This window comes from Rhizobium sp. Rhizsp42, from assembly GCF_047304155.1.
Taxonomy (GTDB): domain Bacteria; phylum Pseudomonadota; class Alphaproteobacteria; order Rhizobiales; family Rhizobiaceae; genus Rhizobium.
On record NZ_JBGLYS010000002.1, the window covers coordinates 1 to 25013 of the forward strand.

A 25013-nucleotide genomic window follows, 5' to 3' on the forward strand; every position below is an offset into this window, starting at 1 on the left:
CGTCCCCCCCCAAAAACAACTCCATCCCCCCCCCGCCGCCCTCAAACCGCCCCCCCCGATACATGGTCTCGGAGACGGTATAGCCCGTCAGCCAAGCGAGAAGCTCGCCGCTATCGACAAGCAAGAGATCAGCGCTCGAAGACGCCATGGCATCTCGGGCGAGAGCGATACGGCGATCATATTCCGCCCGGGAGAACATGTTATGCCACCTCGCAGATATCGACGATGGTCAGCATGTAGACGCGGATCATGTCGAGGAAGTCGATGATGTCGACGCGCTCGTCGGGCATGGTGTTGTAGCGGCCGCCGGGACCGCAGACGATGCCTTCCATTCCGAGCTCGTGATGGAGATGACCGGCATCGGTGCCATAGAAGCGGGTTGGCGTAATCGCGCCGGTAGGCTGCTTTTCGCCTCGGACGGCTTCATAGGCGGCGTTGATCGACTTCACGATACGGCTGTCCGGAGAAACCTCGAAGGGCGGCATCAGCGGACGGCCTTCGATCATCTCGGGGACCAGCTTGGCTTTGAGGCCCGGGAAGCGCTCTTCGAGCGCGCGCAGTTCGCGCTCGAGGTCGGCAAGCACGCCTTCCTGCGTCTGGCCGGGAGCATAGCGGCAGGAGCCCTTGAGGCGGACGAAATCGGCCACCTGTGGCGGACGCCACTCTTCCAGATCGCGGCCGAGCGCGCCATGGACGACGCCGACATGGCCACGATTGATCGAACGATGCACGTCGCTTTTTGCGCCGCTGAAAATCATGGCATTGATGCGCGGGATGATGTCGCAAGCGGCTGCGATAGCATCGACGGATTCTTCGCGCTTGGACAGATGGCGCGTGTCGCCGGTCAGTTCGATGACGTAGCTGAGCGCTGCCGCGTGCATGGTGACGGCAACAAGGTCGCTTGGCTCGCTGTTGATGAAGTAATCGGCCTTCACGCCGCTGTGGATCGCCGCTAGCGTGCCGACGCCGCCCTGCAACTCGCCGACCACGAAGGTGAGCGTCACGTCGCCCTTCAGCTTCACGCCGGCATCGAGCAGCGTCCTCACCGCGCAGAAATAGGCGGCGTCGCCGGCCTTCATGTTGGAGACGCCGATGCCGTAGATGAACTTTTCGTCTACAAGGCCGGCATAGGGATCTACCGTCCAGCCTTCGGTCACCGGGTTCGTATCGAGATGGCCGTTGAACAGCAGGCTCTTGCCCCCGCCAGTTCCCTTCAATCGGCCGATCGTGTTGAAGCGGCGGCCTTCGTCGAACGGCTGGAGTTCGGCGTGGAAACCGATCTTCTCAAGCTCTTTCGCCATCCAGCGGGCGAGATCCTTCTCGCCTTCGGTTTCCGAGTGGCTCTTGTGCTGGACCATCTTCGACAGGAAATCGAGGCAGGCCTTTTCGTCGATCCGGTCCAACAGGGACTTCGGGTCCATTGTCATGCTCCTTGATGCGGTATCACTGGTATTGTGCGGCGGCGCGCGGCACCGCCTCGATCAGGCGGCGCGTGTAGTCCGTCCGGTTTGGGCTATCGATCTCGTCGGCCCTCACTACCTCGATCAGGTCACCGCGATACATCACGGCGATCCGGTGGGCGATCTGGCGGATCAGGTTGAGATCGTGGGTGATGAACAGATAGGCCGTGCCGCTAGCCTTCTGCAGATCGAGCAGAAGCTCGACGACGGAGGCTTGGACCGACACGTCGAGTGCCGAAGTGATCTCGTCGCAGATGACGAGCTTCGGCTTCGATGCGAAGGCGCGCGCGATCGCCACGCGCTGCTTTTCGCCGCCGGACAGCTGGTGCGGATAACGGTTGGCATGGGTGCGCGGCAGGCGCACCTGTTCCAGCATGTCGCCGATCCGCTTGTCCAGATCGGTGCCGTCGCCAAACAGTTTCAGCGGGCGCGAGAGGATTTCGGAAATCTTCTGGCGCGGATTGAGCGAGGCATCCGGATGCTGGAAGATGATCTGCACGTCCTTGCGATAGGCATTGTCCATGTCGCCGAGGCCTTTGATCTCGCGGCCGTCGAACCAGATCTTCCCCTCGAACCGGTTGAGACCGGTCATCGCCTTGGCAAGCGTCGACTTGCCCGAGCCGCTCTCGCCAACGATGCCGAGGATTTCGCCCGGATTGACGCTGAGGCTGATCGCATTGTTGCCGGTCACCCGTTCCATTTTCTTGCCGGTCAGTGCGGCGAGGAAAGGCTTGCGGCCGAAATGCACGCTGACATTCTCGACCTTGACCAGCGGCGTGTCGGCCACGACCACGTCTCCCTTGACCAGCCGATGGGCGGGATTGGGAACGGCCGCGATCAGTTCGCGGGTATAATCCTGCTGCGGGTTGGTGAAGATGTCGCGGACATTGCCCTGTTCGACGATATCGCCGCGCCTGATGACGGCGACACGGCTTGCGGTACGGGCGACCAGCGCCAGGTCGTGCGAGATATAGAGCGAGGCAACGCCGGTTTCGGCCTGCAGTTCGACGAAGAGATCGAGGATCTGGCGCGAGGTGATCACGTCGAGCGCCGTGGTCGGCTCGTCGAAAATGATGCATTCCGGGTTGCAGGCAAAGGCCGACGCTATAACGACGCGCTGCTTTTCGCCGCCGGAAACTTCATGCGGCATGCGGTGCATCATCCGCGCCGGCGTCTTCAGCCCCACATGGGCGAGCCGTTCCTCGCCTTCTTTCCACGCCTGGCTCCGGGTCAGGCCCCGATGACGGACGAGAACTTCCGCCAGCTGGGTGCCGAGCGACAAGGTCGGGTTGAGCGAGGTGCTCGGGTCCTGGAACACCATGCTGATGCGCCGGCCCCGAATGGCTTCCATCTCGCGCTCCGACTTGTCGACAAGATTGTCGCCGCCAAGCAAGATTTTCTCGCCAGGTTCGCGGGCGTTCTTCGGCAGGTAGCGCATGATCGACCAGGCAAGCGAGGTTTTGCCCGAGCCGCTTTCACCGACGAGGCCGAGGATCTCGCCGCGGTTGATGGCGAGATCGATGTTTTTCAGCGCGTGATAAGGGCCGTTGGCGGTCTCGTAATCCAGCGAGTAGTTCTCGATCGCGAGGACCGGCTTGTTTGCGGTATTGGTCATGGGTGTCACCTCAGGTCCGCGGATTGAGGGCATCGCGGAGACCGTCGCCCAGAAGGTTGAAGCCGACGGCGACGATCGCGATCGCCACGCTCGGCCAGATCAGGATGCCGGCGGAAAGATGCATGTAGCGACGGGCTTCCGAGACCATCAGGCCCCATTCGGCGGCCGGCGGCTGGGCACCGAGACCGAGGAAGCTCAAGGTGGCGAACAGCATCACGGCAAACGACACGCGGATGGTCATCTCGACGATGATCGGGGCAATGACGTTCGGCAGCATTTCGCGGCGGATGATGTAGGCGGAGCTTTCGCCACGGGCGATTGCCGCATTCACATAGTCCTGCTTGCGCACCGACAGCGCCACGCTTCGGGTGATGCGGGCCATGCCTGGGGCAAATGCGATGGCGACTGCGACAAGCGCATTGACCGTGCTAGAGCCGAGAAGATTGACCACGAGGAGCGCGAAAAGCAGGCTTGGGATCGACATGACGGCATCGATGGTGCGCATGATGAATTCGTCGGCTCGGCCGCCGAGGAAGGCGGAGGCGGTGCCAATTAGGGCGCCGATCAAGGTGCCCACGATGGTGGCGAAAACAGCCATGACGACGGTGGCACGCGCGCCGATCAGCAGACGGCTGAAGATGTCGCGACCATACTGGTCGGTGCCGAGCCAGTAGGCGGCGCTCGGTCCCTTGTAGCGGGCAAGCGGCGACAGCTTTTCCGGGTCGTAGGGTGCGATCATTGGGCCGAACACGACGATGGCGAGGACCAACACGACGAGGAAGGTGCCGATGGCGCCCTGTGGCGTCCTTAGCAGGCGTTTCATGAACTCAGTCATACTGGATCCTCTTGTCGAGCCATGCATAGAGGATGTCGGCGATGAAATTGACGATCGAATAGGTGGCGGCCATGATCAGCACGCCGGCCTGGATGGCGGGCAGGTCGCGCGCCTGGATGGCGACGATCAGCTGGCGGCCGATGCCGGGAATGGCAAAGATTTCCTCGACGACGATGACGCCGCCGAGAAGATAACCGACATCAAGCGCGACGATGGTGATCGTCGGCAGAAGCGCATTGCGCAGTGCGTGACGGCGAAGCACATGGCCGCGCGACATGCCTTTCAGCCTTGCCGCGCGGATATAATCCGTGTGCAGCACATCGACGAGTTCGGAGCGCACCATGCGCGAAACGTGGGCAATTAGGATGATCGAGATGACGCAGACCGGCAGGACGAGATGCGAGATGCCATCGACAAAATCATCCGTCAGCGGGACATAGCCCGTCGGCGGAAGCCACTTCATCCAGTCGGCGAAGATTAGGACTGCCAGCGTTGCGGTGACGAATTCAGGCAATGCCACGCCTGCATAGGAGATCAGGCTGACGACCATGTCGGCGACCTTGCCGCGCCGGATGGCGGCAATGATGCCGAGCGGAATGGCGAGGATCAGCATCAGACCGATAGACAGGAAGGCGAGCAGCAGCGAGCGCCCGAGGGCCTCGAACATGACCGGGCCGACGGGCTGGCCGGTACGCAGCGATGTGCCAAGATCACCTTGCAGCACATGGCCGAGCCACGTCGCATATTGCTGCCAGATCGGCTGGTCGAGACCCATGCTCTGGCGCAGCGCATCAAGCGCATCCTTGGTGGCGTTTTCGCCCAGCATCATGACGGCGGCGTCGGCGGGCAGGATCTGGGTGATGGCGAAGACGATGAGCGACACGACGAGAAGCGTGTAGACGATCATCACCAGCCGCTTGGCTATGTAGTTCGGAGACAGGTGCGTGTTCCTTGGTCAAAAGGGCCGGACGCCCGATTCAGGCGTCCGGCGAAGTTGACGTCATCAGCCGCGCTTCGGCGCCTTTTCGGTGAGCGAAGCGTAGTCGAGGCGGAAAACCGATGCGCGGGGATGCGCTTCGAACCCTTCGACCCAGCTGCGCTTTGCGGCCAGAACGTCGAAGAAGGACGGGATGATCGAGGGAACATCCTCGTTCATGATTTCCTGCGCCTTGGTATAGAGTTCGGTGCGCTTGGCCTCGTCGATCGTGCCGCGCGCCTCGGAGATTAGCGCGTCGAATGCTTTGTTGTTCCAGCGCGTCTCGTTCCACGAGGCGTCCGACGTATAGAGAAGCTTGAAGATGCCGTCGGGCGTGGGCTGCATGTTGTAGAAGCCGACGTAGAAGCTGCCCTTCTTCCAGACCTGTTCGAGGTAGGTCGCGTGCGGCATGGTCTGCACGTTGATGGTGACGCCAGCGTCCTTCGCCATTTCCTTCAGCGCAACGGCGAGCTGCGTGCGAACCGCCGGGCGATCCGACGCGATGAGGGTTGCTTCGAGGCCGTTCGGGAAACCCGCTTCAGCAAGCAGCTTCTTGGCTTCCTCGATGTTCTTCTCGCGCTTCGCCACGTCCTTGAAGAAGCGGTAGGAAGCATTAAGCGGCGTGTCGTTGCCTTCGGTGCCGAAGCCTTCGGTCACGAAACCGACCATCGCTTCGCGATCGACCGTCAGCGCGATCGCGCGGCGAACGCGGGCGTCGTTGAACGGCGCCGTGTCGCAGCCGAAGTTGATGTTGCAGAACTGGCCGGACGGCGTACGCAGGCCGACAAGACCATCGGTCCCGTCGATGCGCAGGAACTCGGTCGGCTGGATCGTCGAGATGACATCGATATCGCCGGCGATCAGGGCCGAGGTTTCGGCCGAATTGTCGGGGAAGACCTGAACTTCGACACGATCGACATAGGGACGAGCCGGATCGTGGTACTTCTCGTTGCGTTCGACGACGATCAGGCGGTCCGGCTCGTAGGACACGAGCTTGAACGGACCGGTGCCGACGGCCTTGGTGGACAGGCTCTTCAGGTCGCCGGTGGCGATCGAGGCCGGGATGATGCGCGCATTGGTATAGGCCATGGCGACAGGCAAGTCGGCATAGGCGCCAGAGAGCTTGAACAGCACGGTCGCATCGTCGACGGCGACGATATCGGCGATCGGGCCGACATTGTTGCGGCCGGGAGAAGCCGTTGCCGGATCGAGGATGGCCTTGAAGGTGGCGACAACATCATTTGCCGTGAAGGCGGAGCCGTCGTGGAAGGTAACGCCCTTGCGCAGCTTGAAGGTCCATTCTGTCAGGGCATCGTTGGGGCTCCAGCTCTCGGCGAGATCCGGCTCGATCGACATGTCGACCTTGAGGCGCGTCAGGTTGCTGTAGAGCAACTCGGTGACCATGTATTCTGGGTTGACGCGCGTCAGCAGCGGATGGATGACGCTCGCCGCCTGATCGATGGAAATACGCAGCGTGCCGCCTCTGGAAGGCGTTGCCGATTGCGCCAGGCCTAACGCCGGCGCGGCGAAAATGGCGGCGGTCCCCGCCAGGAAGAAGCGGCGTTTCATTTCCAACATGTGTCAGTTCCCTCTTTTGATATAACTAAATGCGGTGTTCTGGAATGGCGTCGGCGGCGAAGTCCGCCGCGAGATAGGCGAGAATACTCTTGGCAAGCGCGACGATGTCCTGTCGCGTCGTGTGTTCTTCCGGGCCATGGATGCAGCTTTCCGGACGACCCAGCCCGCCGAGGAGCACTTCGGGGCCGAAACCCGCCTTCTGGACGTAGCCAAAGTCCGAGCAGCTCGCGGCGCCCCACTTGTGAAAATCCTCGGGCTGGTAGCCAAAGCCGAGCGACAGTGCCCGTTGCCAACGGGGCCAATGCGGACCATCGGGATCATCGGTCGGGATAAGGTGGCCCACGAGGTCGATGGCGAGCCCGAGTTGGGTTCCCGCGACGCAGTCTCGGATCGCAGCCTCGACCTCCGCCCTCGCCTGCTCATAGCTCTCTTCCGGCGCATAGCGGCGGCTGACGAGGATCTTGATCTCGGCGGGAACCTGACCACCGGCCGTTCCGCCATTGACCGCGGATATCGTCAGCTGTGGCCGCAGCGGCCCGCTGGCATGTGGCGGAGGCGCCAGCTTCGACGCGCGGGCGGCCACGATGGGTTTCAGGGCCGCCAGTGCGTTTAGAACCGGCAGCGCGCCTTCGATCGCGTTGACGCCGGAGCCGGTGCGGTTGCCCTCGCCCGCATGCACGGCGTGACCGGTGATCGTCACCTGCAGATTGAAGATGCCGAAGCACCCGGCCCACAGGCGAGGCGCGGCGGACCCGTTGAAGTTGAGAATATGGCCCTTGAGCATGCCCTGCTCCGCCAGATAGCGAATGCCGGGATAAAGCCCCCCCTCTTCGTCGGTGCACAGAAGCATCATCGGGTCGTAGGCAAGCGAGGTTCCGGCTTCCTTGGCTGCGCGCAGGGCCAGAAGCGTCGCGGCGATCGTGCCCTTCATGTCGGCGGCGCCAAGGCCGTAGAGGTCATCGCCCTCGACCGTCAGCGCCAGCGGATCGCGTGACCAGCCCGGAGCCACCGGAACGGTATCGACATGGTAGTAGAGACCACACACCGGACGGCTGGTCTCGCGGCTGGCGATGAGATTGGTGCGTTCACCAGAGGCCGGGCCGCCAGCGACATACCAGAGATCGCGAGGAACGGTCACCCGCTCGAAATGGAACCCAAGCGGCGCCGCCAGTTCGGTCATCAGGTCCGCAAAGGCGTCATAGCCAAGGCCGGGTGGAAAGGACGTATCGACAGCCACCATCCGCGCCAAATCCCGCACCGCCGTCTCGACATCGCGCTCGATCACTGCCATGGCCGACGTGAAAGCGTCTTGATGCGGGACGGAATTCGGCTCAGACATGGTACGGTCCTTGGCATGCATGCGCCGGCTTGTGAGCTTGCGCTTTCATATAAACTATATAGTAATACTGCTTACATCCATTCCATGAGTCAACTCCAAAGAAGAGGCAAAATAATTGCCGGAATCGCCCATTATTTCAGCAGATGCGCCGCGATTGAGCGAGTTATCCGTCCCGCTCTATGAGGTCGTCAAGCGCCAGATCACGGAAGCGATCATGCTTGGAAAACTCGCTCCGGGCTCTGTCCTGCCGAGCGAAGTGGCGCTGTCGCAAACCTATGGGGTCGCCGTTGGGACTATCCGACGCGCATTGATGGATCTCACCAATGACGGACTGCTCAGCCGGCGTCGCAAGACCGGCACGATCGTCACCGGCCGACAGCCGCAACACAGCCTGCGCTTGTTTTTCCAGTACTTCCGGCTGCATGGTCTCGACGGCTCGCTGCGACAATCTATTACTCGGGTCACCGAGATCGCGCGCGGGACGGCTTCGGCGCAGGACGCGCGAAAGCTACAGATAGATGAGGGTGCTGAGGTCGTGACATTCCACCGCGTGCGCAGCGTCGACGAACGGCCGATCATGCATGAAACGCTGACGCTACCGCTGGCACGCGTGCCTGACTTCCCCAATAGGCCGGAGGATATCCCGCCGCTTTTCTATCTCCACCTGCTGGACAACTACAACATCCGCATTTCAGCCATACGCGAACAGATCGGCGCGGACTTGGCCACGGAACAGGATGCACGTTGGCTTGATCTGCCGCAGCCTTTCGCCGTGCTGACGATTGACGAGATTGCCTACGACCAGCTCGCGGTTCCGGTTCTCATATCCTCGCATCGCGCCACGACCGCCAATCATCGCTACGTCAACGAAGTGCAGTGAAGCGGGCTGCTTGGTGAATGATTGATCGCGACAACCGCCGATAGTTCATTGTCCTGAAACGAAAACGCCCCTCAATGGATCGCATTGAGGGGCATTTCTGTCAGATCAGAGCCTTAGTAGTGAACCGACCGGCTATCGATTGGCGTCGTCTTCGGCGGAGTGAACTTCGTCAGGTTGATACCTTCGACGGCGACGCGATATTCCTCGATGCTCGGCGTACGGCCAAGGATCGCGGAGAGAACGACCAGCGGCGTCGAGGCAAGCAGCGACTCGCCCTTCTTTTCCGCCGTATCTTCAACCACCCGGCCCTGGAAGAGGCGGGTCGAGGTGGCGAGAACGGTATCGCCCTTTTCGGCCTTTTCCTGGTTGCCCATGCACAGGTTGCAGCCCGGACGCTCGAGATAGAGGATGTTCTCGTACTCGGTGCGGTTCGCGGTCTTTGGCTTCACGTCATCGAACTCGAAGCCCGAATACTTCTGCAGGATCTCCCAGTCGCCTTCGGCCTTCAGCTCGTCGATGATATTGTAGGTCGGTGCGGCGACGACGAGCGGTGCCTTGAACTCGACCTTGCCCTCGTTCTTCTCGATGTTCTTCAACATCTGGGCGACGATTTTCATGTCGCCCTTGTGCACCATGCAGGAGCCGACGAAGCCGAGGTCCACCTTCTTGGTGCCGCCATAGTAGGAGACCGGGCGGATCGTGTCGTGGGTATAGCGGCGCGAGACGTCGGCATTGTTGACGTCGGGGTCGGCGATCATCGGCTCGTCGATGAGGTCGAGATCGACGACGACTTCGGCGAAATACTTCGCGTTATCGTCCGGCGTTAGCGCCGGCTTTTCGCCCGAACGGATCTCGGCGATGCGGCGATCGGCCTTGGCGATCAGGCCCTTCAGGGTCCGCGCCTCATTGTCCATGCCCTTGTCGATCATGATCTGCATGCGCGACTTGGCGATTTCCAGCGACTCGATCAGCGTCTCGTCTTCGGAGATGCAGATGGATGCCTTGGCCTTCATCTCGGCCGTCCAGTCGGTGAAGGTGAAGGCCTGGTCGGCGAGCAGCGTACCGATATGGACTTCGATGACGCGGCCCTGGAAGACGTTGTCGCCATGCTGCTTAAGCATCTGCGCCTGGGTGGCGTGAACGACGTCGCGGAAGTCCATGTAGGGCTGCATCGTGCCCTTGAAGGTGACCTTGACCGACTGCGGGATCGGCATCGTGGCTTCGCCGGTGGCAAGCGCCAGCGCGACAGTGCCCGAGTCGGCGCCGAAGGCCACGCCCTTCGACATACGGGTGTGGCTGTCGCCGCCGATGATGATGTCCCAATCATCGACAGTGATGTCGTTCAGCACCTTGTGGATGACGTCGGTCATCGCATGGTAACTTCCCTTCGGGTCGCGGGCGGTGATGACGCCGAAGTTGTTCATGAAGGACATGAGCTTCGGAATGTTGGCCTGGGCCTTCTTGTCCCAGACGGATGCCGTGTGGCAGCCAGACTGGTAGGCGCCATCGACCAACGGCGAGATGACGGTGGCCGCCATCGCTTCCAGTTCCTGCGCGGTCATCAGGCCGGTCGTGTCCTGGGAGCCAACGATGTTCACCTTGACGCGGACGTCGGAGCCGGCATGCAGCACCTTGCCAGGCGTCACGCCGACTGCGTTGCGGTTGAAGATCTTCTCGACCGCCGTCAGGCCCTGGCTCTCGATGGCGATTTCCTTGTTCGGTGCGAAGACCGGTGTCGCTTCGACGCCGAGCGTCTGGGCGGCGAAGGTCTGGAGCTTCTTGCCGAAGACGATGGCGTAGGACGAGCCGGCCTTCATGAACTCCATCTTCTGCGGCGTGAAGGAAGACGCCACATCGACGAGCTCGTTGCCGGCCTCGTCGCGCAGCTTCTTGTTCTTCGTGTCGATCTTCAGAACGGTGCCGGTTTCGACCGAGAACTTCTGCTCAAGGATCGGGTTGCCGTCATTGTTGAGGATCGGCTTGCCGCTGTCGTCGAGCTTCTTGACCCAGTTCTTCAGGTTGAGGCCGATGCCGCCGGTAACGTCGACGGTGGTCGCGAAGATCGGCGAGATGCCGTTGGTACCCGCGACGACTGGGGCGAAGTTGACGAAGGGAACGTAGGGGCTCGCCTGCTTGCCGGTCCACAGCGCCACGTTGTTGACACCGGACATGCGCGAGGAGCCGACGCCCATCGTGCCCTTTTCGGCGATCATCATCACCCGCTTGTCCGGGTGCTGCTGCTGCAGGGCGACGATCTCGGCCTGTGCCTCAGGCGTGATCATGCACTGGCCGTGCAGCTGGCGGTCGGAGCGCGAGTGCGCCTGATTGCCGGGAGACAAGAGGTCGGTCGAGATATCGCCTTCGGCGGCGATGAAGGTCACGACCTTGATCTCGTCCTCGACATCGGGAAGCTTGGTGAAGAATTCGGCCTTGGCGTAGCTCTCGAGAACGTCCTTGGCGACGGCATTGCCGGCCTTGTAGGCATCGCGCAAGCGGAACATGTCGGCGTCGTAGAGGAAAACCTGGGTCTTCAGCACGTCGCCGGCCTGACAGGCAATTTCGGCGTCCTTGCCGAGTGCGACGTCGAGCAGCACTTCGACTGACGGACCACCCTTCATGTGCGACAGCAGCTCAAGGGCGAATTTCGGCGTGATCTCGGGGACGATGGCCTCGCCGAGGATGATCTTCTTGAGGAAGGCGGCCTTGACGCCGGCGGCGCTCGTCGTGCCCGGGAGCGTGTTGTAAATGAAGAATTTCAAAGCATCGGCGCGGTGTTCGCTGCCGGTATCCTCGATCAGGGCAATGATTTCGCCGGTCAGCGCGCCGTCATCGATCGGCTTGGGGGCGAGCCCTTGAGTTTCTCTGCTTTTGATTTCGGCCAGGTATTCCAAGTACAGGTTCATCGCAATCCCAACGTCATGGTGTGTGGGGCGCTGACGCGCGGCGCCACCGAACGGCAGTGTTCATCAACCGAGGTCTTTATAGCGTTCACGCGCGACAACCAAGGCCATCCGTGCAGATACCGCAATTCAACAAAAAAAAAATTACTTTAGATCGGCCACTGACGATTTTCGGCTGCAATCGCGCTGGCGCGCCGGACGGTGCTTGGCCATGATATCGTCCGCAGATGAGCGTGCGTCCGGCATCCATAAATCCAATTTTTCATGGGTTTGAAGCGCAGTCGTTAACCATCTTTTCAACAGTGTGAACGATTGTGGCAGAGTAACTTCAACCGGGTGAACATGATGTCCACTATTCCATCACAGCATGGCCAGCCGCCCCATATGGCGGAAAATGCGCTGTTGCCGCCACGGCTTCCACATTGGCTTCCAATACATTCATCCGTCGCCCCTCGCGGGACTGCCCGCCGTATCGGGCTAGTCGTTCAATTTCGTGCTTAAGCTCCGGGGACGACGGACCGCGCAATATCGTGGACGACGCTTCCCGCCTATTTCATTGGGAAAATCATATGCAGGAAGACAATCAGAACCCGCGGAGCATTGCTGCTCTGGCGGAGCAGCTCGCGGTTCTCGGAAACGCAAACCGCCTCGCGATCCTGACCAACCTCGCCGAGGGCGAGATCCAGGTCAACGTGCTTGCCAAGAAACTCGGCCTCGGCCAATCGGCGCTCTCGCAACACCTCGCCATCCTGCGGGCCTGCGAATTCGTCTCGACGCGGCGCGCGTCGCAATCCGTGTTCTACTCGATACAGCCGCGCTCGATCGCAGCGACGCTCGCAAATGTTCGAGATCTGCTGGTTGGCGCGCGAGATGGCGAAGCGGAGCGCGCGATCGGGTAGCTGGTCGGCAAAGCTCAGTCGACGGGCGCCCAGGGTGGGAAAGTTCGGCGCGGGCAAAGCGAACGACCGACGTTTCTCGAGCTATCCGGACGCAGGCCGATTGGAGGCGTGGCCAAGGCTGGCCTAAACATCATGTTTGGAAAGCGCCGCGTACGTCACGAAATCGTCACGCGGCTCTGCCATGCGTGCTGGCCGTATTGCAGTTTCATTACCCGGGTTCCCAATGACATCCTCCCTCATCTCCTCTCGTCTTTCGCCGACCGCCTCCCCGCGCCTGATCAACCTCGCGACGACGGTCGTGAAGGCCGGCGAAACGGCTCGCCGGTCGTTGCAGCGTCGGCGCATCAGCGATGTCGTGTCGAAGGGGCCGCGCGATTACCAGACCGAGATCGACGTTGCTGTCGAGCGGATCATCGTGACCGATATGATCGCGGCCTTCCCCTCCTACTCCATCAAGGGCGAGGAGGATGTCGGCAACAGGGTGGTGGGCGCGGATGCGCCTATTATCTACATCGATCCAATCGATGGGACGACCAATTTCGCCTGGGGCATCCCGCATTTCGGCATGACGATCGCGATCGCCGAAGGCGGCAAGATCGTTGCTGGCGTGGTCTATGACCCCATGCTCGACGAGCTGTTCAGCGCCGAACTCGGCGGCGGCGCCTATCTCAACGGCGAGCGCATCTCGTGCGTCGACAATGCCGACATCGAGAATGTCGTGGTCGGCGCCGGTTTGCCGGTTCCCGGTCAGGTGAAGGCTGTTGCAACGGACGTCTATCTCGAGGCTTTGAAGCGATTGATGGGCAATACCGCCGGCGTGCGGCGGCTGGGCTCGGCGGCATTGTCGATTGCCTATGTCGCAAGCGGCCGCCTGGACGGCTTCTTTGAAGATGGCCTGTCGCCGCATGATTATGGCGCGGCGGCACTCTTGGTCACAGAAGCCGGCGGCACGGTCTCGGCCTTCAAGGGCGGCCCCGTGACGGCGAATGGCGACATCCTCGCCGCCAACACCGCGCTGCACCCCTGGCTCGTGGAAGGCTTCGAAGGCTAGCAGCCCTAGCCGAGAAGCAACCCTTCCAAGCCGACCGGGTCATCGGTGGTGATCTGGTCGACCCTCAGCGCCAGAAGACGGCGCACGACAGGCAATGCCGCCGGAATTGCCGAATTGATGGTGTAGGCGTCGACGCCGCGCCCGGCGCGATGGAAGGAGGCAACGAGGTCGTATCCGGCATCGTCGGCAAACAGAACCAGCTGATGATGCAGGTAGATCATCCCCGCGCGGGGCGAGGCAGCCACGGCATCAGCGACGAAACCGTCGAAGTCACGGCTTTGCTTCAGCCGCTCGATCGCGCCGTGGTGGCACGGGTCGTAGCCGATCGGCATGTCGGGCACGGCTTGGGACAAGCGTTCGACAGCCTCGGGATCGCCGGCAGAGAGGATGACCGACTTTGCGACCGGCGAGATCGCGGCGGCGAAAGCGGCGATATCCTCTTCGCGGATATCGGGGGAATCTTCCTTGAGATCGAGCTGGAGAACAGCACGGCCGTCGCTGCCTACACGCTTTAGTAGTTGGCCGAGATCATCGATCAACATCACCTTGTGGGCCGTCGGCTCGCCGAAGGGGTCGCGCAGATGCAAAGCGCGCAAGTCACTCTCCGTCGCATCGATTACGCGCCCCTCGCCCGTTGTCGCCTTGTTCAGCGTCTCGTCGTGCAAAACGGCGAAGCCGGCGCCATTGAAGCGCACCAGATCGATCTCGATGCTGGCGCCCAGCGCCATCGCCTCGGCGATGCGCTGTCCCGTAAACGAGATGTCGCCGGCATAGCGGTGGCCGCGATGCCATTTCAGCCAGGTCTTGTGGCCGGCCTGATCGATCGCGATGCCGCTGCGATCAAGCGTTTCCGAGGATTCGATCATGATGTCGCTCGCCTGAGGTTGCCGATTGGTAAACCAGCTGGTTGTCACGGAAGGCACGGAATGCTGAAGCTGTCGGCTCGATGCCTACACCCTTGACCCAGTTGCTATCCGGTGCCGTCATCGCCTTCAAGCGCGTCCCATCAGCAAGGTCGATATCCACGATCTTGTGCGTGCCGAAATCGATGCTGCGATGAACGATGGCGGTCGAGAGCGTCTTCGATGGCTGCAGCGACAACGCCTCGGGGCGAAACGCTAGAACGACGTCGCCATCTTCGATCGGCACGGCAACGGGAAAGGCCGGATGCTGGCTGACGCCGCCACGGATGCTGGTCTTCACGAAATTCATCGAGCCGATGAAGCCCGCCACGAATTCCGTCTGCGGCTCGCGGTAGACGATATCGGGTGGCGCGATCTGCTCGGTACTGCCGTCGCGCATGACGACGATGCGGTCGGCGAGCGCCAATGCCTCATCCTGGCCGTGGGTGACGAAGAGCGTGGTGATGCCCACGCGCTGCTGGATGTCGCGCACTTCCTCACGCAGCCGTTCGCGCAGATGCTGGTCGAGGCTGGCGAATGGCTCGTCGAGCAGCAGGATCTTCGGCTCCAGCACCAGCGAACGGGCCAACGCCACGCGCTGCTGCTGGCCACCCGACAACTGCGTCGTCATGCGCCGGCCGTAGTCGGCGAGACCGACCAGCGCCAGGGCGTTTTCGACACGCTCGCGGATCTCGATTTTCGGCAGGCGACGAAGCTTGAGGCCAAAAGCGATGTTGTTGAAGACGTCCATATGGGTCCAGAGCGCGTGGCTCTGGAAGACCATGCCCGTGGGGCGCTTTTCCGGCGGAAGCGTCGTCACGTCCCTGGCATCGATAAGGATCGAGCCGCCGCTCGGCTGCTCGAAGCCGCCAATCATGCGAAGCAGCGTCGACTTGCCGGATCCGGACGGACCAAGCAGGCAGACGAGCTCGCCGTCTTCCACATCGAGCGAGAAATCACGGACCGCGAACGAAGTGCCGAACGTCTTCGAGACATTCTTGATCGTCAAGCGTGCCATATCAAGCCTTTCCTCGGGCGAAGCCCGATCCTAACGTCACGCGCCGAAGCCGCGAGCAAACGCACCCGTTCCGACGACACGGCGGGCAAACATCAGCGCGATGAACGACGGCACCCAAAGCATCACCGAGAGAACGGCGCCATACTGCACCACGATCTGATTGTTGATGAAGGTGATCATCAACACCGGCATGGTGCGGATTTCAGGAGCGCCGATCAGCCATGCGCCTTCGGTTTCATAAAATGTGCCGACGAAGGTCAGCAGCAAAGCGGCAAAGATCGTTGGTGCTGCCTGCGGCAGCGTGATCGACCAGAACACACGCAACGGCCCGGCGCCCGCATCGCGAGCGGCTTCCTCCATCCGACGATCGATATTCTGGAAAGCCGCCACCGGGATCCAGATCATCAGCATCAGCGTCCCGACCAACTGGATCAGGACGACGCCCCAGAAGGTGCTGATCAACCCGAGCTTGAGGAAGATACCGGCGATAGCCACCAACAGGCCGAACTTCGGAAAGGCGTGCGATGCCAGGAACGACAGGAAGAGCACGTTCTTTCCGGGAAACGACATGCGCGCGAAGGCGTATGCCGCCGGCAGACAGATGATGGCGGAGAGAAGCGTGACCGTCGTTGTCAGCCGCAAGCTCAGGAAGAGCGCGTCCCACACATCCGCGCGCGACAGCGTCTGCGACCAGAAGCGGAAGCCGAACTGCTGCGGAATGACCGATGGGTAGCGCCAGACCTCGGTGAATGCCCAGGTGCCGACCACGATCAGCGGCACGGCGATGAAGAGCGTGAGCAGCACGGCAAACAGAATGCCCGCCCAATCGATCTCGGAGCCGTTGACCTTGCTTGCGATCTTCATCGCGACGCCTCCCGGTTTTTGGCGATCGAGCGCACATAAAAGATGCCGAAGACCAGGCAGAAGCCGAAGGAGATCACGGCCTGCGTCAGCGCATTCAGCGGATCGTTCACATCGGAGAAGGTGCGCTGCATGAACGGCCCCATCATTTCCGGCGATGCCGGGCCGAGCACATAGGGCAAGGTGAAGGATGAGAAGATGCCAAGGATGGCGAAGGATGCCGTGACCAGGAGCGAATTGCCCATGCGCGGCAGGATGATCGAGACGAAAACGCGCATCGGCGAAGCACCGACATCACGGGCAGCCTCGACCGAGCTCTTTGGAATATTGCCAAGCCCCGCCGTCAGCATCAGCACCGTCAAAGGAAGATTGTCCCAAACCAGCCCGATAACAGGGCCCCATGGGGTCAGATAGGGAGACGGAATTTTCGGTAGCCCGACAGCGTTCAACAGCAGATCGACGGTGCCGTTGGGCCCGATCGTCCGGATCAGCGCGTAGGACAGGATGATCGATGGCACGAACATCGGGAAAATCGCCATACCCTGCACATAGGCGGGAAGACGTCCCTGCGAAAAGCGCAGATAAAGCGCGATCGGCAAGCCGATCACCAGCAGCAGAACGCCACAGACAACAGTCGTCCACAACGTCACCCATAGATTGGCGAGGCTGTAGGAATCGCTGAAGAAAAATGCATAGGAGGCGAGCGATACCGCCCTCGTGCCATCCGCCTGCGGAATGAACACGGTGGTGATCACGGCCGAAAAGATCGGGTAAACGATCAGCCACCCGAGCAGGAATACCGGCAGGGCGACCAGCAGAAGCCCCACCGGATTTTGCGCTTTGCCCGGCGCGGTTGCCCGCGCCGGCAGCGACAATGTCATGCCTCTACGCATCAGGTGCGGCTGATGCCCGGAGCAACGTTACGGTACCAACCGTCGTTGATGTTGCTTTCCCAATCGCCGGCCGGGAAGGTCGGGATCGTCGTCGGGATGACGTCGGCGTATTTCTGACGGAGTTCGTCGGAGATGTGATCCCAGGAAACGCCGGGGAAGCCACCGATCTCGGTGATGATCGCTTCCTGGATTTCCTTGCTCAGCATGAAGGCCGCGAGCTTCAGCGCGGCGTCCTTGTTGGCACCGTTGGAGAACACCGTCATGCGCGAGAAGCCGCCGCAGAGCGCCAGATCGCTCAGCTGAACAAGGCCGGTCGTCTCAGGCAGGACACCCTGCGACAGAGCCTGCAGCACCTGGTCGGACCAAACCGGCGTCATCGTGACAACGCCTTGGGCGAGCAGCTGGATCGACTGTGTGTTGCCGGCCGTGTAGGCGCCCTTTTCGTAAAGCGACGGCGCGAGATCGTTGAGGATCGCCCAAGCCGGCGTCAGCATCTGGTTGCCAAGCTCGGCGGTATAGTTGTCGGTGGTGAACTTCTTCGGATCACGGCCGTTGGCCTCATGGATCGCGCGGCGCACGAAGTTGCCGCCGGAGCCGCCCTTGTCCGGGCGGTTGTAGATGAACTGACCAGGATTGGCCTTGATCCATGCCGTCAGCTGTTCCCAGGTCTTCGGCGCATCCTTGGGATCGAGCTTGGTCTTGTCGTAGGCGAGCAGCACCTGCGAACCGCGATAGGGAAGCGAATATTCGCTGTCGAAGCTCAGCGGATTGACGTTCGCGAAGCCGTCGATGTTTTCGGCCGAGAACTTGACCCAGAGGCCGGCATCGATAGCGCCAGCAGGCAAACGTGGATCGAAGTGTTCGAAGATATCCGACTGCGGATCCGTCTTCGACTTGAGCGCTGCAAGCGCACGATCTGCAATCGCACGCAAGCCGGCGTTGTCACCTGCATCGGTGACCTTCACGGCAGCTTCAGGGTGGGCCTTTTTGAAGGCCGGAAGCACGGTGTTGTTCCAGAAATCGATGATGTTGGCGTCGGAGCCACTATAGAGGTTGATCGTGCCATCTGCAGCCATCGCAAAGCGTGGCAGGGCCAGCAGACCGGCTGCCGCCGATGATGTGACAAGAAACTCGCGTCTGTTCATGACCGTCTCCATTCGGTTTTGGGGCACTGCCCTTAGGACTGTGGTTTTGCTATCGCCGACGCGTAACAGTGACATGACAAGATAGGGCCGGAATTCATTTTTTTGCACAGCCGTGCAATTTAATTCGCCGAATGGGCCGGGGGCGTCGCGGAAGATCGCGGATGCCACCCAGCGCGACGCCTCAGTTCTTGAAAACCAAGCAGATCTGGTTGGTCTTGCGGATCTGTTTGCAGACATCATTGGCCTCCCCCCTCGTCTGCCGCGCGATGCGGGTCACATAGCGCGGCCGGAAGCCGAAGCTGCGGTCGCGCTGCCGCAGGATCAGCGGCTGCTCCTGATCAAGCGGCGCCGGAAACTGCGCGACAGCCTCGAAGAAGAGGCGACGGGCGACATCGGGATTGGCGCTCGCCGCGATCTGCACGCCCCACGGCGCCCAATTCCCCTCTGGCCGCCAGACCGGCTCGGTCATCTTGCGGCGATCGGCAAGGGCCACGCAGCTCTCGATGAACGGCTGATCTTCGGCCAACGGGCCAGCAGCCTTGTCGGGTGCCGAGGATTTCCACTCCTCGACGCTATGGGCGGTAATCGCCATCACGTAACTGCGCGTCTCCGTCGGCAGGCCGCCGCCATTGAGGAAGTTGGACAGCCCGTTTTCGCCGGCATTGTAGGCCGCGGCCGCGAGGCCGAGGTTACCGAAGCGGTCGCGCAATTCGTCGAGATATTCGGCCGACTTCTGCAAGGCCTCCAGTACATCATAACTATCCTGCAGCCCGCGCAGCTTGGCGGTACCCGGCATGAACTGCGCGATACCCTGCGCACCCTTATAGCTCAGCGCGTCCGGCCTGAACCGGCTCTCGCGCCAGATCAGCCGGGCGAAAAAATCCGGAGGCAGGTCGTGCTCGGCCGCGGTCCTTTCGATCGCGCCGCAGAGATCGCGGTTGAAACTGTCCTTGCGTATGCAGAGTGTCTTTGCCGAGCCGGTCATCGGGCGTGTGTAGAGGCAGGCTGCCTCCGGCTGGGTCTCGGTGGGCTCGGCGGCGCTGGCGGAACCAATCAGCGTCATGCAAAGGGAGAGGCGGAAACCCCACGACACGAATAGACCGATGCTGCGCCGCCTGATCGCGATCATTTGCTCTCGGCGCCACGCTGGCGGCGCCGCCATTGGATGATGTCAGGCGTGCATACCATTTGGTTTGGAGCCCGTAGTCAAGTCACCGCTAAAACAGCGGTCTGTTCGCGCGATGTGGACCGCGTCACGCGGTGGATCCCCAGCGAGCATTACAGGTCAGTGTTATGCTGTGCGGCCCCGGCAGATCGGCATCGTGGCGTTCGATGAGATCGACAACCGCGTCTATGAAGGCGACATGATCGAGGCTGAGCGTCGTAAGATCGTTGCAATCCCATGCGGCCATGGCGATGCCATCCTGGCCGACGATGGCGATGTCATCAGGCGTGTTCTTGCCGAGCATGCGCCGCGCGGCGTCTCGCGCGCCGATCGCCATCACGTCGTTACCGCAAATGATGGCATCAACCTTCGAGCGATGCATCAGAAGTACCGCTTCCTTGAAGCCGGAATCATAGGTGTAGTCGCCAAAGGCCTCGGCCTCGATGGTCAATCCGCGCTTGGCGAGCGCATCGGCGAACCATTTGCGTCGAAGCTTGTCGATCCAGCTCGATTTGGTGCCGGAGAGATAGGCGAAGCGCTTCTTGCCGTCATTGACGATCTTCTCGATGATCTCGTCGGCTGCCGCCGAGCCATCGATGCGGATATTGGAGACGTTCTCATTCTCGAGCGGTTCGAACGAGACGATGATCGGCTTGGTCGTATGGAAGATATCGACCGCGTCCTGCATCGACACCATGTCCGAGAAAACCACGACATGATCCACCTGATAGGTGGATGCCAGCCGCATCAGTTGCAGCCGGTCGTCGTGATCGGCGCAACACAGGATGATTGGAAGCAACTGGCGCGCCTGCAGTCTGTGGACCAGCAATTGCTGCTCCTCGGCCTCGCAAGGGTTTCCGATTGCATTGACGACGAGGGCGACCAGCCTTGAGCGTTGATTGTTCAGCGAGCGGGCAATCGCGTTCGGCTGATAGCCGTGTTCGCGCGCGACCGAAAGAATTCGATCGCGCGTGGCGCTGCCGATCCTGGAATCGGGCGAGAATGCGCGGGAAATGGTGGCGGAGGATACCCCGGCGAGCTTTGCCAGTTCCTTCGAGGTGATCCGCCGCTTGTTCATGTCTGTTGTCCGATACGACTATTCGGCGGGCCGGACGGGCATGCCGTCGGCTGCCGCCGATTCCTTGATTGCGTCCCACAGCCTAGCGAAACGCAGACCCATTTCAACGGAGCCGGTGTTTTCCATCTCACCGGCGCGAATGGCAAGGAAGTTCTTCATCGGGTTTCCGAGGATCTCCGCCTCCTCGCGCGGCTCGTTGACCCGCCCGACGCTGATTTCGCGCCAGCCGCCCCAGGCATCGATCCGAACGATCGCCTTCGAGTAGAAGAAGGTGATGTAGGAGGCGCAGCCGGGAGGCCCCTCGCCTGCAGCTGTCAATGTCGCCATGGCGCCGTTCTTCAGGCGGGCGGAAACGGCGGTGGCGATATCGACCTTGCGGCCGTGCCTGTTCATATAGGCCGATACGCTGGCGAAGTCGGAATTGGCCAGCAAGCAGACGGTATTCATCATGTGCGCGCCGGTGTCGAACATGAAGCCGCCGCCCGAGATTTCCGGCTCCTGCTTCCAGTGACCGGCATAATTGTCGGCCCAGCTTTCCCAGATCATGCCCGATATCGCGATAAGCTCGCCGAACTCGCCTGCAAGCGCGCGTTTGCGCGTATCGATCACCAGCGGCGAGAGGCCGCCCTGGAAAGCAGTAACAACAGTGACGCCGCTCTTCTTCTGTTCCGCGATCAGCGTCTCAGCCTCGGCAACGGTCGTGACCATCGGCTTTTCCAGAAAGAGATCGATGCCGGCCTCGACGACGGCCGCCGCCTGCTCGCCATGAAAGGTGTGCGGCGTGGAGATGTAGACGATGTCTAGCTCATCCCGGCATTTCGTGAGCATCTCGCGGTAGTCCTCGAAGCTCTTCGGTGCCGCTGCGCCGGTTGCGGTGCAGACGTCGATCAGACGCTGGCGCGACGAAGCGGTCGTATCGGCAAGCGCTACGAACTCGATCTCCGGCATCGCTGCCCAGCTCGCCGCATACTCGGCAGCCTTCAGGCCGGCGCCGATAACGCCAAGCCGCAATTTCCGTGTCATGAAACTCCTCCCAGATGATTGTGTACACGATTACACAAACGGAAAACTTGGCGCAAGTTCTATTTTATTACGTAAAATCAATATATTATATGTCGCTGTAAATTCTTTGAGAGATCCGCCTTGCCTCATTGAGGAATGCGTGTACATTTTTCACACGGTGCTGGAGGGCGCCGCCAATCAAAAAGGGAGGACTTCCGTTGAAGAAGACGGTCATTGGTGGCCTGTGCGCCATTTTGCTGAGCGCGGTCTCGACGCTGGCACATGCCGAAACAATCCGAATTGCAAATCACGGCCAGGCCGGCATCGACGCCATGAAGTCGACGGTCGAGGCGATCGAAAAGAAATACGGAGTGACCGTCGAGGTCGTCGAATACCCGGCGCCCGACAAGGACTACCTGACGAAGCTGCTCACCGAGCTTGGCGCCGGCAATGCGCCCGATCTCTTCTCGATCCCGTCGACGGCGGCCGTGGCCGATATGGTCGAAGCCGGATACCTCGCCCCTGTAACCAAGGAGATCACCGCCTGGGACGGCTACGCCAACTTCTATGACGTCGCAAAGCAGCTGGCCGTGAGCCCCGATGGGGAGACCTACGTCATGCCGTTCATGCTCGGCATTCAGGAAATCTACTTCCGCAAGGATGTGCTGGAGAAAGCCGGCATTTCGACCGAACAGCCGAAGACCTGGCGGGAACTGCTGGATCGCGCCGCCGAGGTGAAGGCGAAGACCGGCGCTTATGGCCTGCTCTTCCCGGCCGGTGTGTCCTGGGGCAGCGGTGCCTTCGATGAAGGCTTCCAGCATCTCCTCGTTGGCTCCAAGACGCCGCAGCTGGTCGATGCCGACGGAAAGCTCGATCTCAGCGGCGAAGGCATCAAGGATGTCTTTGGCGTCTACAAGGAGCTGATCGACAAGGATCTGATGCCGACCCAGCCGCTGCTTGGTCCAGAGCCGTGGGTCATTCCCAAGTACCAGATGTTCCCTGAGGGCAAGCTTGCCGCGACCACTTGTGGTTCCTGGTGCTACATCTTCGATTGGGGCAGAGAGAGCAAGAACCCGATCCCGGAGGTGACAAAGATCGTCGGCACCTGGACGGTCCCCGGCCAGACGGGCGGTCAGTACGTGCTCGCGAACCTTGCTGCTCCGTGGGCCGTCAATGCGAAGTCCGCGAACGTGGAACTGGCGACGAAGGCGCTGCTTGAGATCGGCTCGGTCGACACGCAGGTCTCCTACGCCGCGCGCATCGGCAATATTCCGGCAAGCAAGGATGCGGCCAAGAGCGCCGAGTTCCAGAAGCTGACGGAACTCGTTCCGATCCACGCCGCGGCCGGCAACGGCGTCTTCCTGAAACAGGCGTCCGGCTTCGGCACCATCGCCGAAGGCGTGGCACGGGCAACCGAAGCGCTACTGCGCAAGGAGACGGACGCCGCCGGCGCCCAGAAGATCCTTGTCGATTACGTCAAGGAAACGCTCGGCGACGACGTGGTGAAATAAGCCTCAAGCCCTTCGACTTCCGCCCAAGACCGCAGGCGCGGCCCAATGGCCGCGTCTGCGATCATCAGACAAGGTTGCGAGCTTCATGGTCCTCAATTCCCACGAACGACGCGTCGAGCGACAGCTCCTCGTGATCCTGCTGCCGTCGCTGGTCCTGCTTCTGGCTTTCGTGATCTATCCCGCACTTTATTCCGTCTATCTGAGCTTCACCAACGAAGCCCTCACCGGCGCCGCGGCCCTTCGTCCGCGCTTCGTGGGCATTCGCAACTATATGCGGCTTCTCAACGACGCCAAATTCTGGAACGCGCTCATCGTGACGTTCTTCTTCGTGGTCGGCTCCGCGGTGATCGGCCAGTTCGTTCTAGGGCTGATTTCGGCCATTGCCCTGCGTCGGAAAATCATGTTCCGCCAGATTTTCTCCTCCATGATCCTGCTGCCCAACGCGGCACCCGAGGTCGTTGCCGGTTTCATGTGGATTTCGATGCTGGCCGGCGGCGAGAACGCCACGCTCAGCCGCATCGTGAGTTTCTTCGGCGTGACACCCACCGATTGGCTTCAGGTCTTCCCGCTGACGATGATCATCGTCGTCAACACCTGGCGCGGTATCGCCACCGCGATGATTCTCTTGACCGCGGGGCTCAGCACCATTCCGAGCGAAATCTATGAGGCTGCCCGCATGGACGGCGCCACGCCATCACAGATGTTCCGCCGCATCACGCTTCCCCTGATGATGCCGACGATCCTTCTCTACATGCTGATCTCCGCCGTCTCGACGATCGCGGTCTTCGGTCTCGTCTATGCGCTGACGCGCGGCGGCCCTGGTGGTGCGACCGAAGTCATCAGCATCTACATCTACAACCAGTCCTTCACTGCCTTCCAGCTCGGTTACGGCGCCGCGGTCGCGGTCGTCACTCTGGTGATCTCGCTGATCCTCGGCATCGCATACGTGCGGGCAATGAAAGTGGAGGTCTGACATGGCAGTGCTTTCCCCGACAGAAAACGCAAACAAGACCCGATCCGATCTGCTCGCCTACGCCACGCTGTCGCTGATCTCGATCTTCTGCGCCATCCCGTTCCTCTGGGTTCTGCTCGCCTCGCTCGATGGCAATGCCCAGCTCTTCCTCCGCTGGCCGGAGCAATGGACGCTCGACAATTATCTGCGTGTCTTCACCAAGGAGGACGGGGCGAAGTGGCTCTTCAATTCGCTCTTCGTCGTCGGCTCGGCGACGGTGCTGGTCATGGTGCTGGCCGGCCTCGGCGGTTACGCATTGTCGCGCACGCGGGCGTGGTGGAAACTGCCGTTTCTCTACGCGATCCTTCTGATCCGCGTGTTGCCGCCGACAGCACTTGTGGTGCCGCTCTACAAGTTCCTGCTGACGCTCAACAATGCCGAGGGCGCGATACTTCGACCGATCTTCGGCGAATATGCCCGACCGATCATGCGCTGGACTGGCTTCATCGACGGTTACCTCGGCCTGATCCTGGTGCTTGCGACCATGCAGCTGCCGCTTGCGCTGTGGATCATGAAAACCTTCTTCGACGGCCTTCCCCGCGATTATGAGGAAGCAGCCCTGATGGACGGCGCAACGATGACGCAGCGCATCCGTCGCGTATTGATCCCGCTGGCGCTGCCGGGGCTGGCCGCGGCCGGCTTGTTCGCTTTCATGTCGGCATGGGGTGATTTCCTGTTGCCGTTGATCTTCCTCTCGTCACCGGAGCTGCAAACGCTTCCCCTCGGCCTCTTTCGCGCTTTCCTGCGCATCAACGAGATCGATTACGGCCTGCTCGCCGCCCTCGCCTTTATCTACCTCCTGCCGGCCGTGATCGCCTTCGGCTTCGCCCGGCGCTTCCTCGTCCAGACCTTCGCGGGCGGCGTCAAAGGCTGATATCCAGAAAGAGTTTCAC

21 protein-coding genes and 1 pseudogene are annotated in these 25013 nt (G+C 61.3%); 6 read left to right on the forward strand and 16 right to left on the reverse strand.

Translation table 11 applies throughout. The annotated features are described in order from the left end of the window. The 7 genes and pseudogenes from ACCD05_RS02795 to ACCD05_RS02825 form a co-directional block, all read right to left on the reverse strand. Positions 1–199 (reverse strand): annotated as a pseudogene (locus ACCD05_RS02795) (hypothetical protein); the annotation flags it as partial. Position 200: 1 nt separating this feature from the next. Continuing rightward, positions 201–1421, reverse strand: a complete 1221-nt coding sequence (locus ACCD05_RS02800; RefSeq protein WP_112949732.1) for a M20/M25/M40 family metallo-hydrolase — start codon at positions 1419–1421, stop codon at positions 201–203. Positions 1422–1443: 22 nt separating this feature from the next. Continuing rightward, positions 1444–3075 (reverse strand): ABC transporter ATP-binding protein, encoded by a 1632-nt coding sequence (nikE, locus tag ACCD05_RS02805; RefSeq protein ID WP_112949731.1) that lies wholly within the window; start codon positions 3073–3075, stop codon positions 1444–1446. Positions 3076–3085: 10 nt separating this feature from the next. After that, positions 3086–3910 (reverse strand): ABC transporter permease, encoded by an 825-nt coding sequence (locus tag ACCD05_RS02810; protein ID WP_112949730.1) that lies wholly within the window; start codon positions 3908–3910, stop codon positions 3086–3088. Further along, on the reverse strand, positions 3903–4850 hold the full coding sequence (locus ACCD05_RS02815; RefSeq protein WP_111560509.1) for an ABC transporter permease: 948 nt from the start codon (positions 4848–4850) through the stop codon (positions 3903–3905). The genes ACCD05_RS02810 and ACCD05_RS02815 overlap by 8 nt, the downstream gene beginning before the upstream one ends. A 63-nt stretch (positions 4851–4913) precedes the next feature. Further along, positions 4914–6464, reverse strand: a complete 1551-nt coding sequence (locus ACCD05_RS02820; RefSeq protein ID WP_112949729.1) for an ABC transporter substrate-binding protein — start codon at positions 6462–6464, stop codon at positions 4914–4916. A 25-nt stretch (positions 6465–6489) separates the two neighbouring features. Continuing rightward, positions 6490–7803 (reverse strand): M20/M25/M40 family metallo-hydrolase, encoded by a 1314-nt coding sequence (locus ACCD05_RS02825; RefSeq protein WP_112949742.1) that lies wholly within the window; start codon positions 7801–7803, stop codon positions 6490–6492. Positions 7804–7957: 154 nt separating this feature from the next. On the opposite strand from ACCD05_RS02825, the gene ACCD05_RS02830 reads away from it, so the two are divergent. After that, on the forward strand, positions 7958–8683 hold the full coding sequence (locus ACCD05_RS02830; RefSeq protein WP_413391080.1) for a GntR family transcriptional regulator: 726 nt from the start codon (positions 7958–7960) through the stop codon (positions 8681–8683). Positions 8684–8796: 113 nt separating this feature from the next. Here the strand turns inward: ACCD05_RS02830 and ACCD05_RS02835 are convergent, their stop codons facing one another. Further along, entirely contained in the window at positions 8797–11586 is a 2790-nt protein-coding gene (locus ACCD05_RS02835; RefSeq protein WP_112949728.1) for a bifunctional aconitate hydratase 2/2-methylisocitrate dehydratase, read from the reverse strand. A 566-nt stretch (positions 11587–12152) separates the two neighbouring features. Here ACCD05_RS02835 and ACCD05_RS02840 point away from each other — a divergent pair. Continuing rightward, the gene (locus tag ACCD05_RS02840; protein ID WP_111560513.1) at positions 12153–12482 is read left to right on the forward strand and encodes a metalloregulator ArsR/SmtB family transcription factor; all 330 of its coding nucleotides are present in this window, start codon (positions 12153–12155) and stop codon (positions 12480–12482) included. Positions 12483–12705: 223 nt separating this feature from the next. Continuing rightward, positions 12706–13533 carry an inositol monophosphatase family protein gene (locus ACCD05_RS02845; RefSeq protein WP_111560514.1) on the forward strand — a complete coding sequence of 276 codons (828 nt, stop codon included), beginning with the start codon at positions 12706–12708 and terminating at the stop codon, positions 13531–13533. Between the two features lie 5 nt (positions 13534–13538). On the opposite strand, the gene ACCD05_RS02850 is transcribed toward ACCD05_RS02845, so the two are convergent. The 8 genes from ACCD05_RS02850 to ACCD05_RS02885 form a co-directional block, all read right to left on the reverse strand. Further along, positions 13539–14399 carry a glycerophosphodiester phosphodiesterase family protein gene (locus ACCD05_RS02850; RefSeq protein WP_112949727.1) on the reverse strand — a complete coding sequence of 287 codons (861 nt, stop codon included), beginning with the start codon at positions 14397–14399 and terminating at the stop codon, positions 13539–13541. Next, on the reverse strand, positions 14374–15453 hold the full coding sequence (locus ACCD05_RS02855) for an ABC transporter ATP-binding protein (RefSeq protein ID WP_112949726.1): 1080 nt from the start codon (positions 15451–15453) through the stop codon (positions 14374–14376). The genes ACCD05_RS02850 and ACCD05_RS02855 overlap by 26 nt, the downstream gene beginning before the upstream one ends. 36 nt (positions 15454–15489) lie before the next feature. Then, positions 15490–16317, reverse strand: coding sequence for an ABC transporter permease (locus ACCD05_RS02860; RefSeq protein WP_047504024.1), 828 nt, complete (start codon positions 16315–16317; stop codon positions 15490–15492). After that, entirely contained in the window at positions 16314–17195 is an 882-nt protein-coding gene (locus ACCD05_RS02865) for an ABC transporter permease (protein WP_413391084.1), read from the reverse strand. Before ACCD05_RS02865 ends, ACCD05_RS02860 begins: the two co-directional genes overlap by 4 nt. An 11-nt stretch (positions 17196–17206) precedes the next feature. Further along, positions 17207–18352 carry an extracellular solute-binding protein gene (locus tag ACCD05_RS02870; protein WP_112949724.1) on the reverse strand — a complete coding sequence of 382 codons (1146 nt, stop codon included), beginning with the start codon at positions 18350–18352 and terminating at the stop codon, positions 17207–17209. Between the two features lie 181 nt (positions 18353–18533). Further along, a complete protein-coding gene (locus tag ACCD05_RS02875) occupies positions 18534–19481 on the reverse strand; it encodes a lytic transglycosylase domain-containing protein (protein ID WP_112436669.1) in 948 nt (315 codons plus the stop codon). A 124-nt stretch (positions 19482–19605) separates the two neighbouring features. Further along, complete coding sequence (locus tag ACCD05_RS02880) at positions 19606–20595, reverse strand: LacI family DNA-binding transcriptional regulator (RefSeq protein WP_111560520.1); 990 nt, start codon at positions 20593–20595, stop codon at positions 19606–19608. A gap of 18 nt (positions 20596–20613) precedes the next feature. Further along, positions 20614–21618, reverse strand: coding sequence for a Gfo/Idh/MocA family protein (locus ACCD05_RS02885; RefSeq protein ID WP_112436668.1), 1005 nt, complete (start codon positions 21616–21618; stop codon positions 20614–20616). 197 nt (positions 21619–21815) lie between these two features. On the opposite strand from ACCD05_RS02885, the gene ACCD05_RS02890 reads away from it, so the two are divergent. The 3 genes from ACCD05_RS02890 to ACCD05_RS02900 all read left to right on the forward strand — a co-directional run bounded on the left by ACCD05_RS02890 (position 21816) and on the right by ACCD05_RS02900 (position 24994). Further along, positions 21816–23108, forward strand: a complete 1293-nt coding sequence (locus ACCD05_RS02890) for an ABC transporter substrate-binding protein (protein WP_111560522.1) — start codon at positions 21816–21818, stop codon at positions 23106–23108. An 85-nt stretch (positions 23109–23193) separates the two neighbouring features. Next, on the forward strand, positions 23194–24081 hold the full coding sequence (locus ACCD05_RS02895; RefSeq protein ID WP_111560523.1) for a carbohydrate ABC transporter permease: 888 nt from the start codon (positions 23194–23196) through the stop codon (positions 24079–24081). Between the two features lies 1 nt (position 24082). Continuing rightward, positions 24083–24994 carry a carbohydrate ABC transporter permease gene (locus tag ACCD05_RS02900; RefSeq protein ID WP_111560524.1) on the forward strand — a complete coding sequence of 304 codons (912 nt, stop codon included), beginning with the start codon at positions 24083–24085 and terminating at the stop codon, positions 24992–24994. Positions 24995–25013: the final 19 nt, after the last annotated feature.

Bases quoted from the DNA above. Each gene is read 5' to 3' on its own strand.
- nikE (WP_112949731.1), bottom strand. From the start codon at position 3,075: ATGACCAATACCGCAAACAAGCCGGTCCTCGCGATCGAGAACTACTCG.
- ACCD05_RS02870 (WP_112949724.1), bottom strand. From the start codon at position 18,352: ATGAACAGACGCGAGTTTCTTGTCACATCATCGGCGGCAGCCGGTCTG.
- ACCD05_RS02855 (WP_112949726.1), bottom strand. From the start codon at position 15,453: ATGGCACGCTTGACGATCAAGAATGTCTCGAAGACGTTCGGCACTTCG.
- ACCD05_RS02865 (WP_413391084.1), bottom strand. From the start codon at position 17,195: ATGACATTGTCGCTGCCGGCGCGGGCAACCGCGCCGGGCAAAGCGCAA.
- ACCD05_RS02800 (WP_112949732.1), bottom strand. From the start codon at position 1,421: ATGGACCCGAAGTCCCTGTTGGACCGGATCGACGAAAAGGCCTGCCTC.
- ACCD05_RS02810 (WP_112949730.1), bottom strand. From the start codon at position 3,910: ATGACTGAGTTCATGAAACGCCTGCTAAGGACGCCACAGGGCGCCATC.
- ACCD05_RS02900 (WP_111560524.1), top strand. From the start codon at position 24,083: ATGGCAGTGCTTTCCCCGACAGAAAACGCAAACAAGACCCGATCCGAT.
- ACCD05_RS02885 (WP_112436668.1), bottom strand. From the start codon at position 21,618: ATGACACGGAAATTGCGGCTTGGCGTTATCGGCGCCGGCCTGAAGGCT.
- ACCD05_RS02895 (WP_111560523.1), top strand. From the start codon at position 23,194: ATGGTCCTCAATTCCCACGAACGACGCGTCGAGCGACAGCTCCTCGTG.
- ACCD05_RS02875 (WP_112436669.1), bottom strand. From the start codon at position 19,481: ATGATCGCGATCAGGCGGCGCAGCATCGGTCTATTCGTGTCGTGGGGT.
- ACCD05_RS02835 (WP_112949728.1), bottom strand. From the start codon at position 11,586: ATGAACCTGTACTTGGAATACCTGGCCGAAATCAAAAGCAGAGAAACT.
- ACCD05_RS02845 (WP_111560514.1), top strand. From the start codon at position 12,706: ATGACATCCTCCCTCATCTCCTCTCGTCTTTCGCCGACCGCCTCCCCG.
- ACCD05_RS02820 (WP_112949729.1), bottom strand. From the start codon at position 6,464: ATGTTGGAAATGAAACGCCGCTTCTTCCTGGCGGGGACCGCCGCCATT.
- ACCD05_RS02825 (WP_112949742.1), bottom strand. From the start codon at position 7,803: ATGTCTGAGCCGAATTCCGTCCCGCATCAAGACGCTTTCACGTCGGCC.
- ACCD05_RS02860 (WP_047504024.1), bottom strand. From the start codon at position 16,317: ATGAAGATCGCAAGCAAGGTCAACGGCTCCGAGATCGATTGGGCGGGC.
- ACCD05_RS02840 (WP_111560513.1), top strand. From the start codon at position 12,153: ATGCAGGAAGACAATCAGAACCCGCGGAGCATTGCTGCTCTGGCGGAG.
- ACCD05_RS02880 (WP_111560520.1), bottom strand. From the start codon at position 20,595: ATGAACAAGCGGCGGATCACCTCGAAGGAACTGGCAAAGCTCGCCGGG.
- ACCD05_RS02850 (WP_112949727.1), bottom strand. From the start codon at position 14,399: ATGATCGAATCCTCGGAAACGCTTGATCGCAGCGGCATCGCGATCGAT.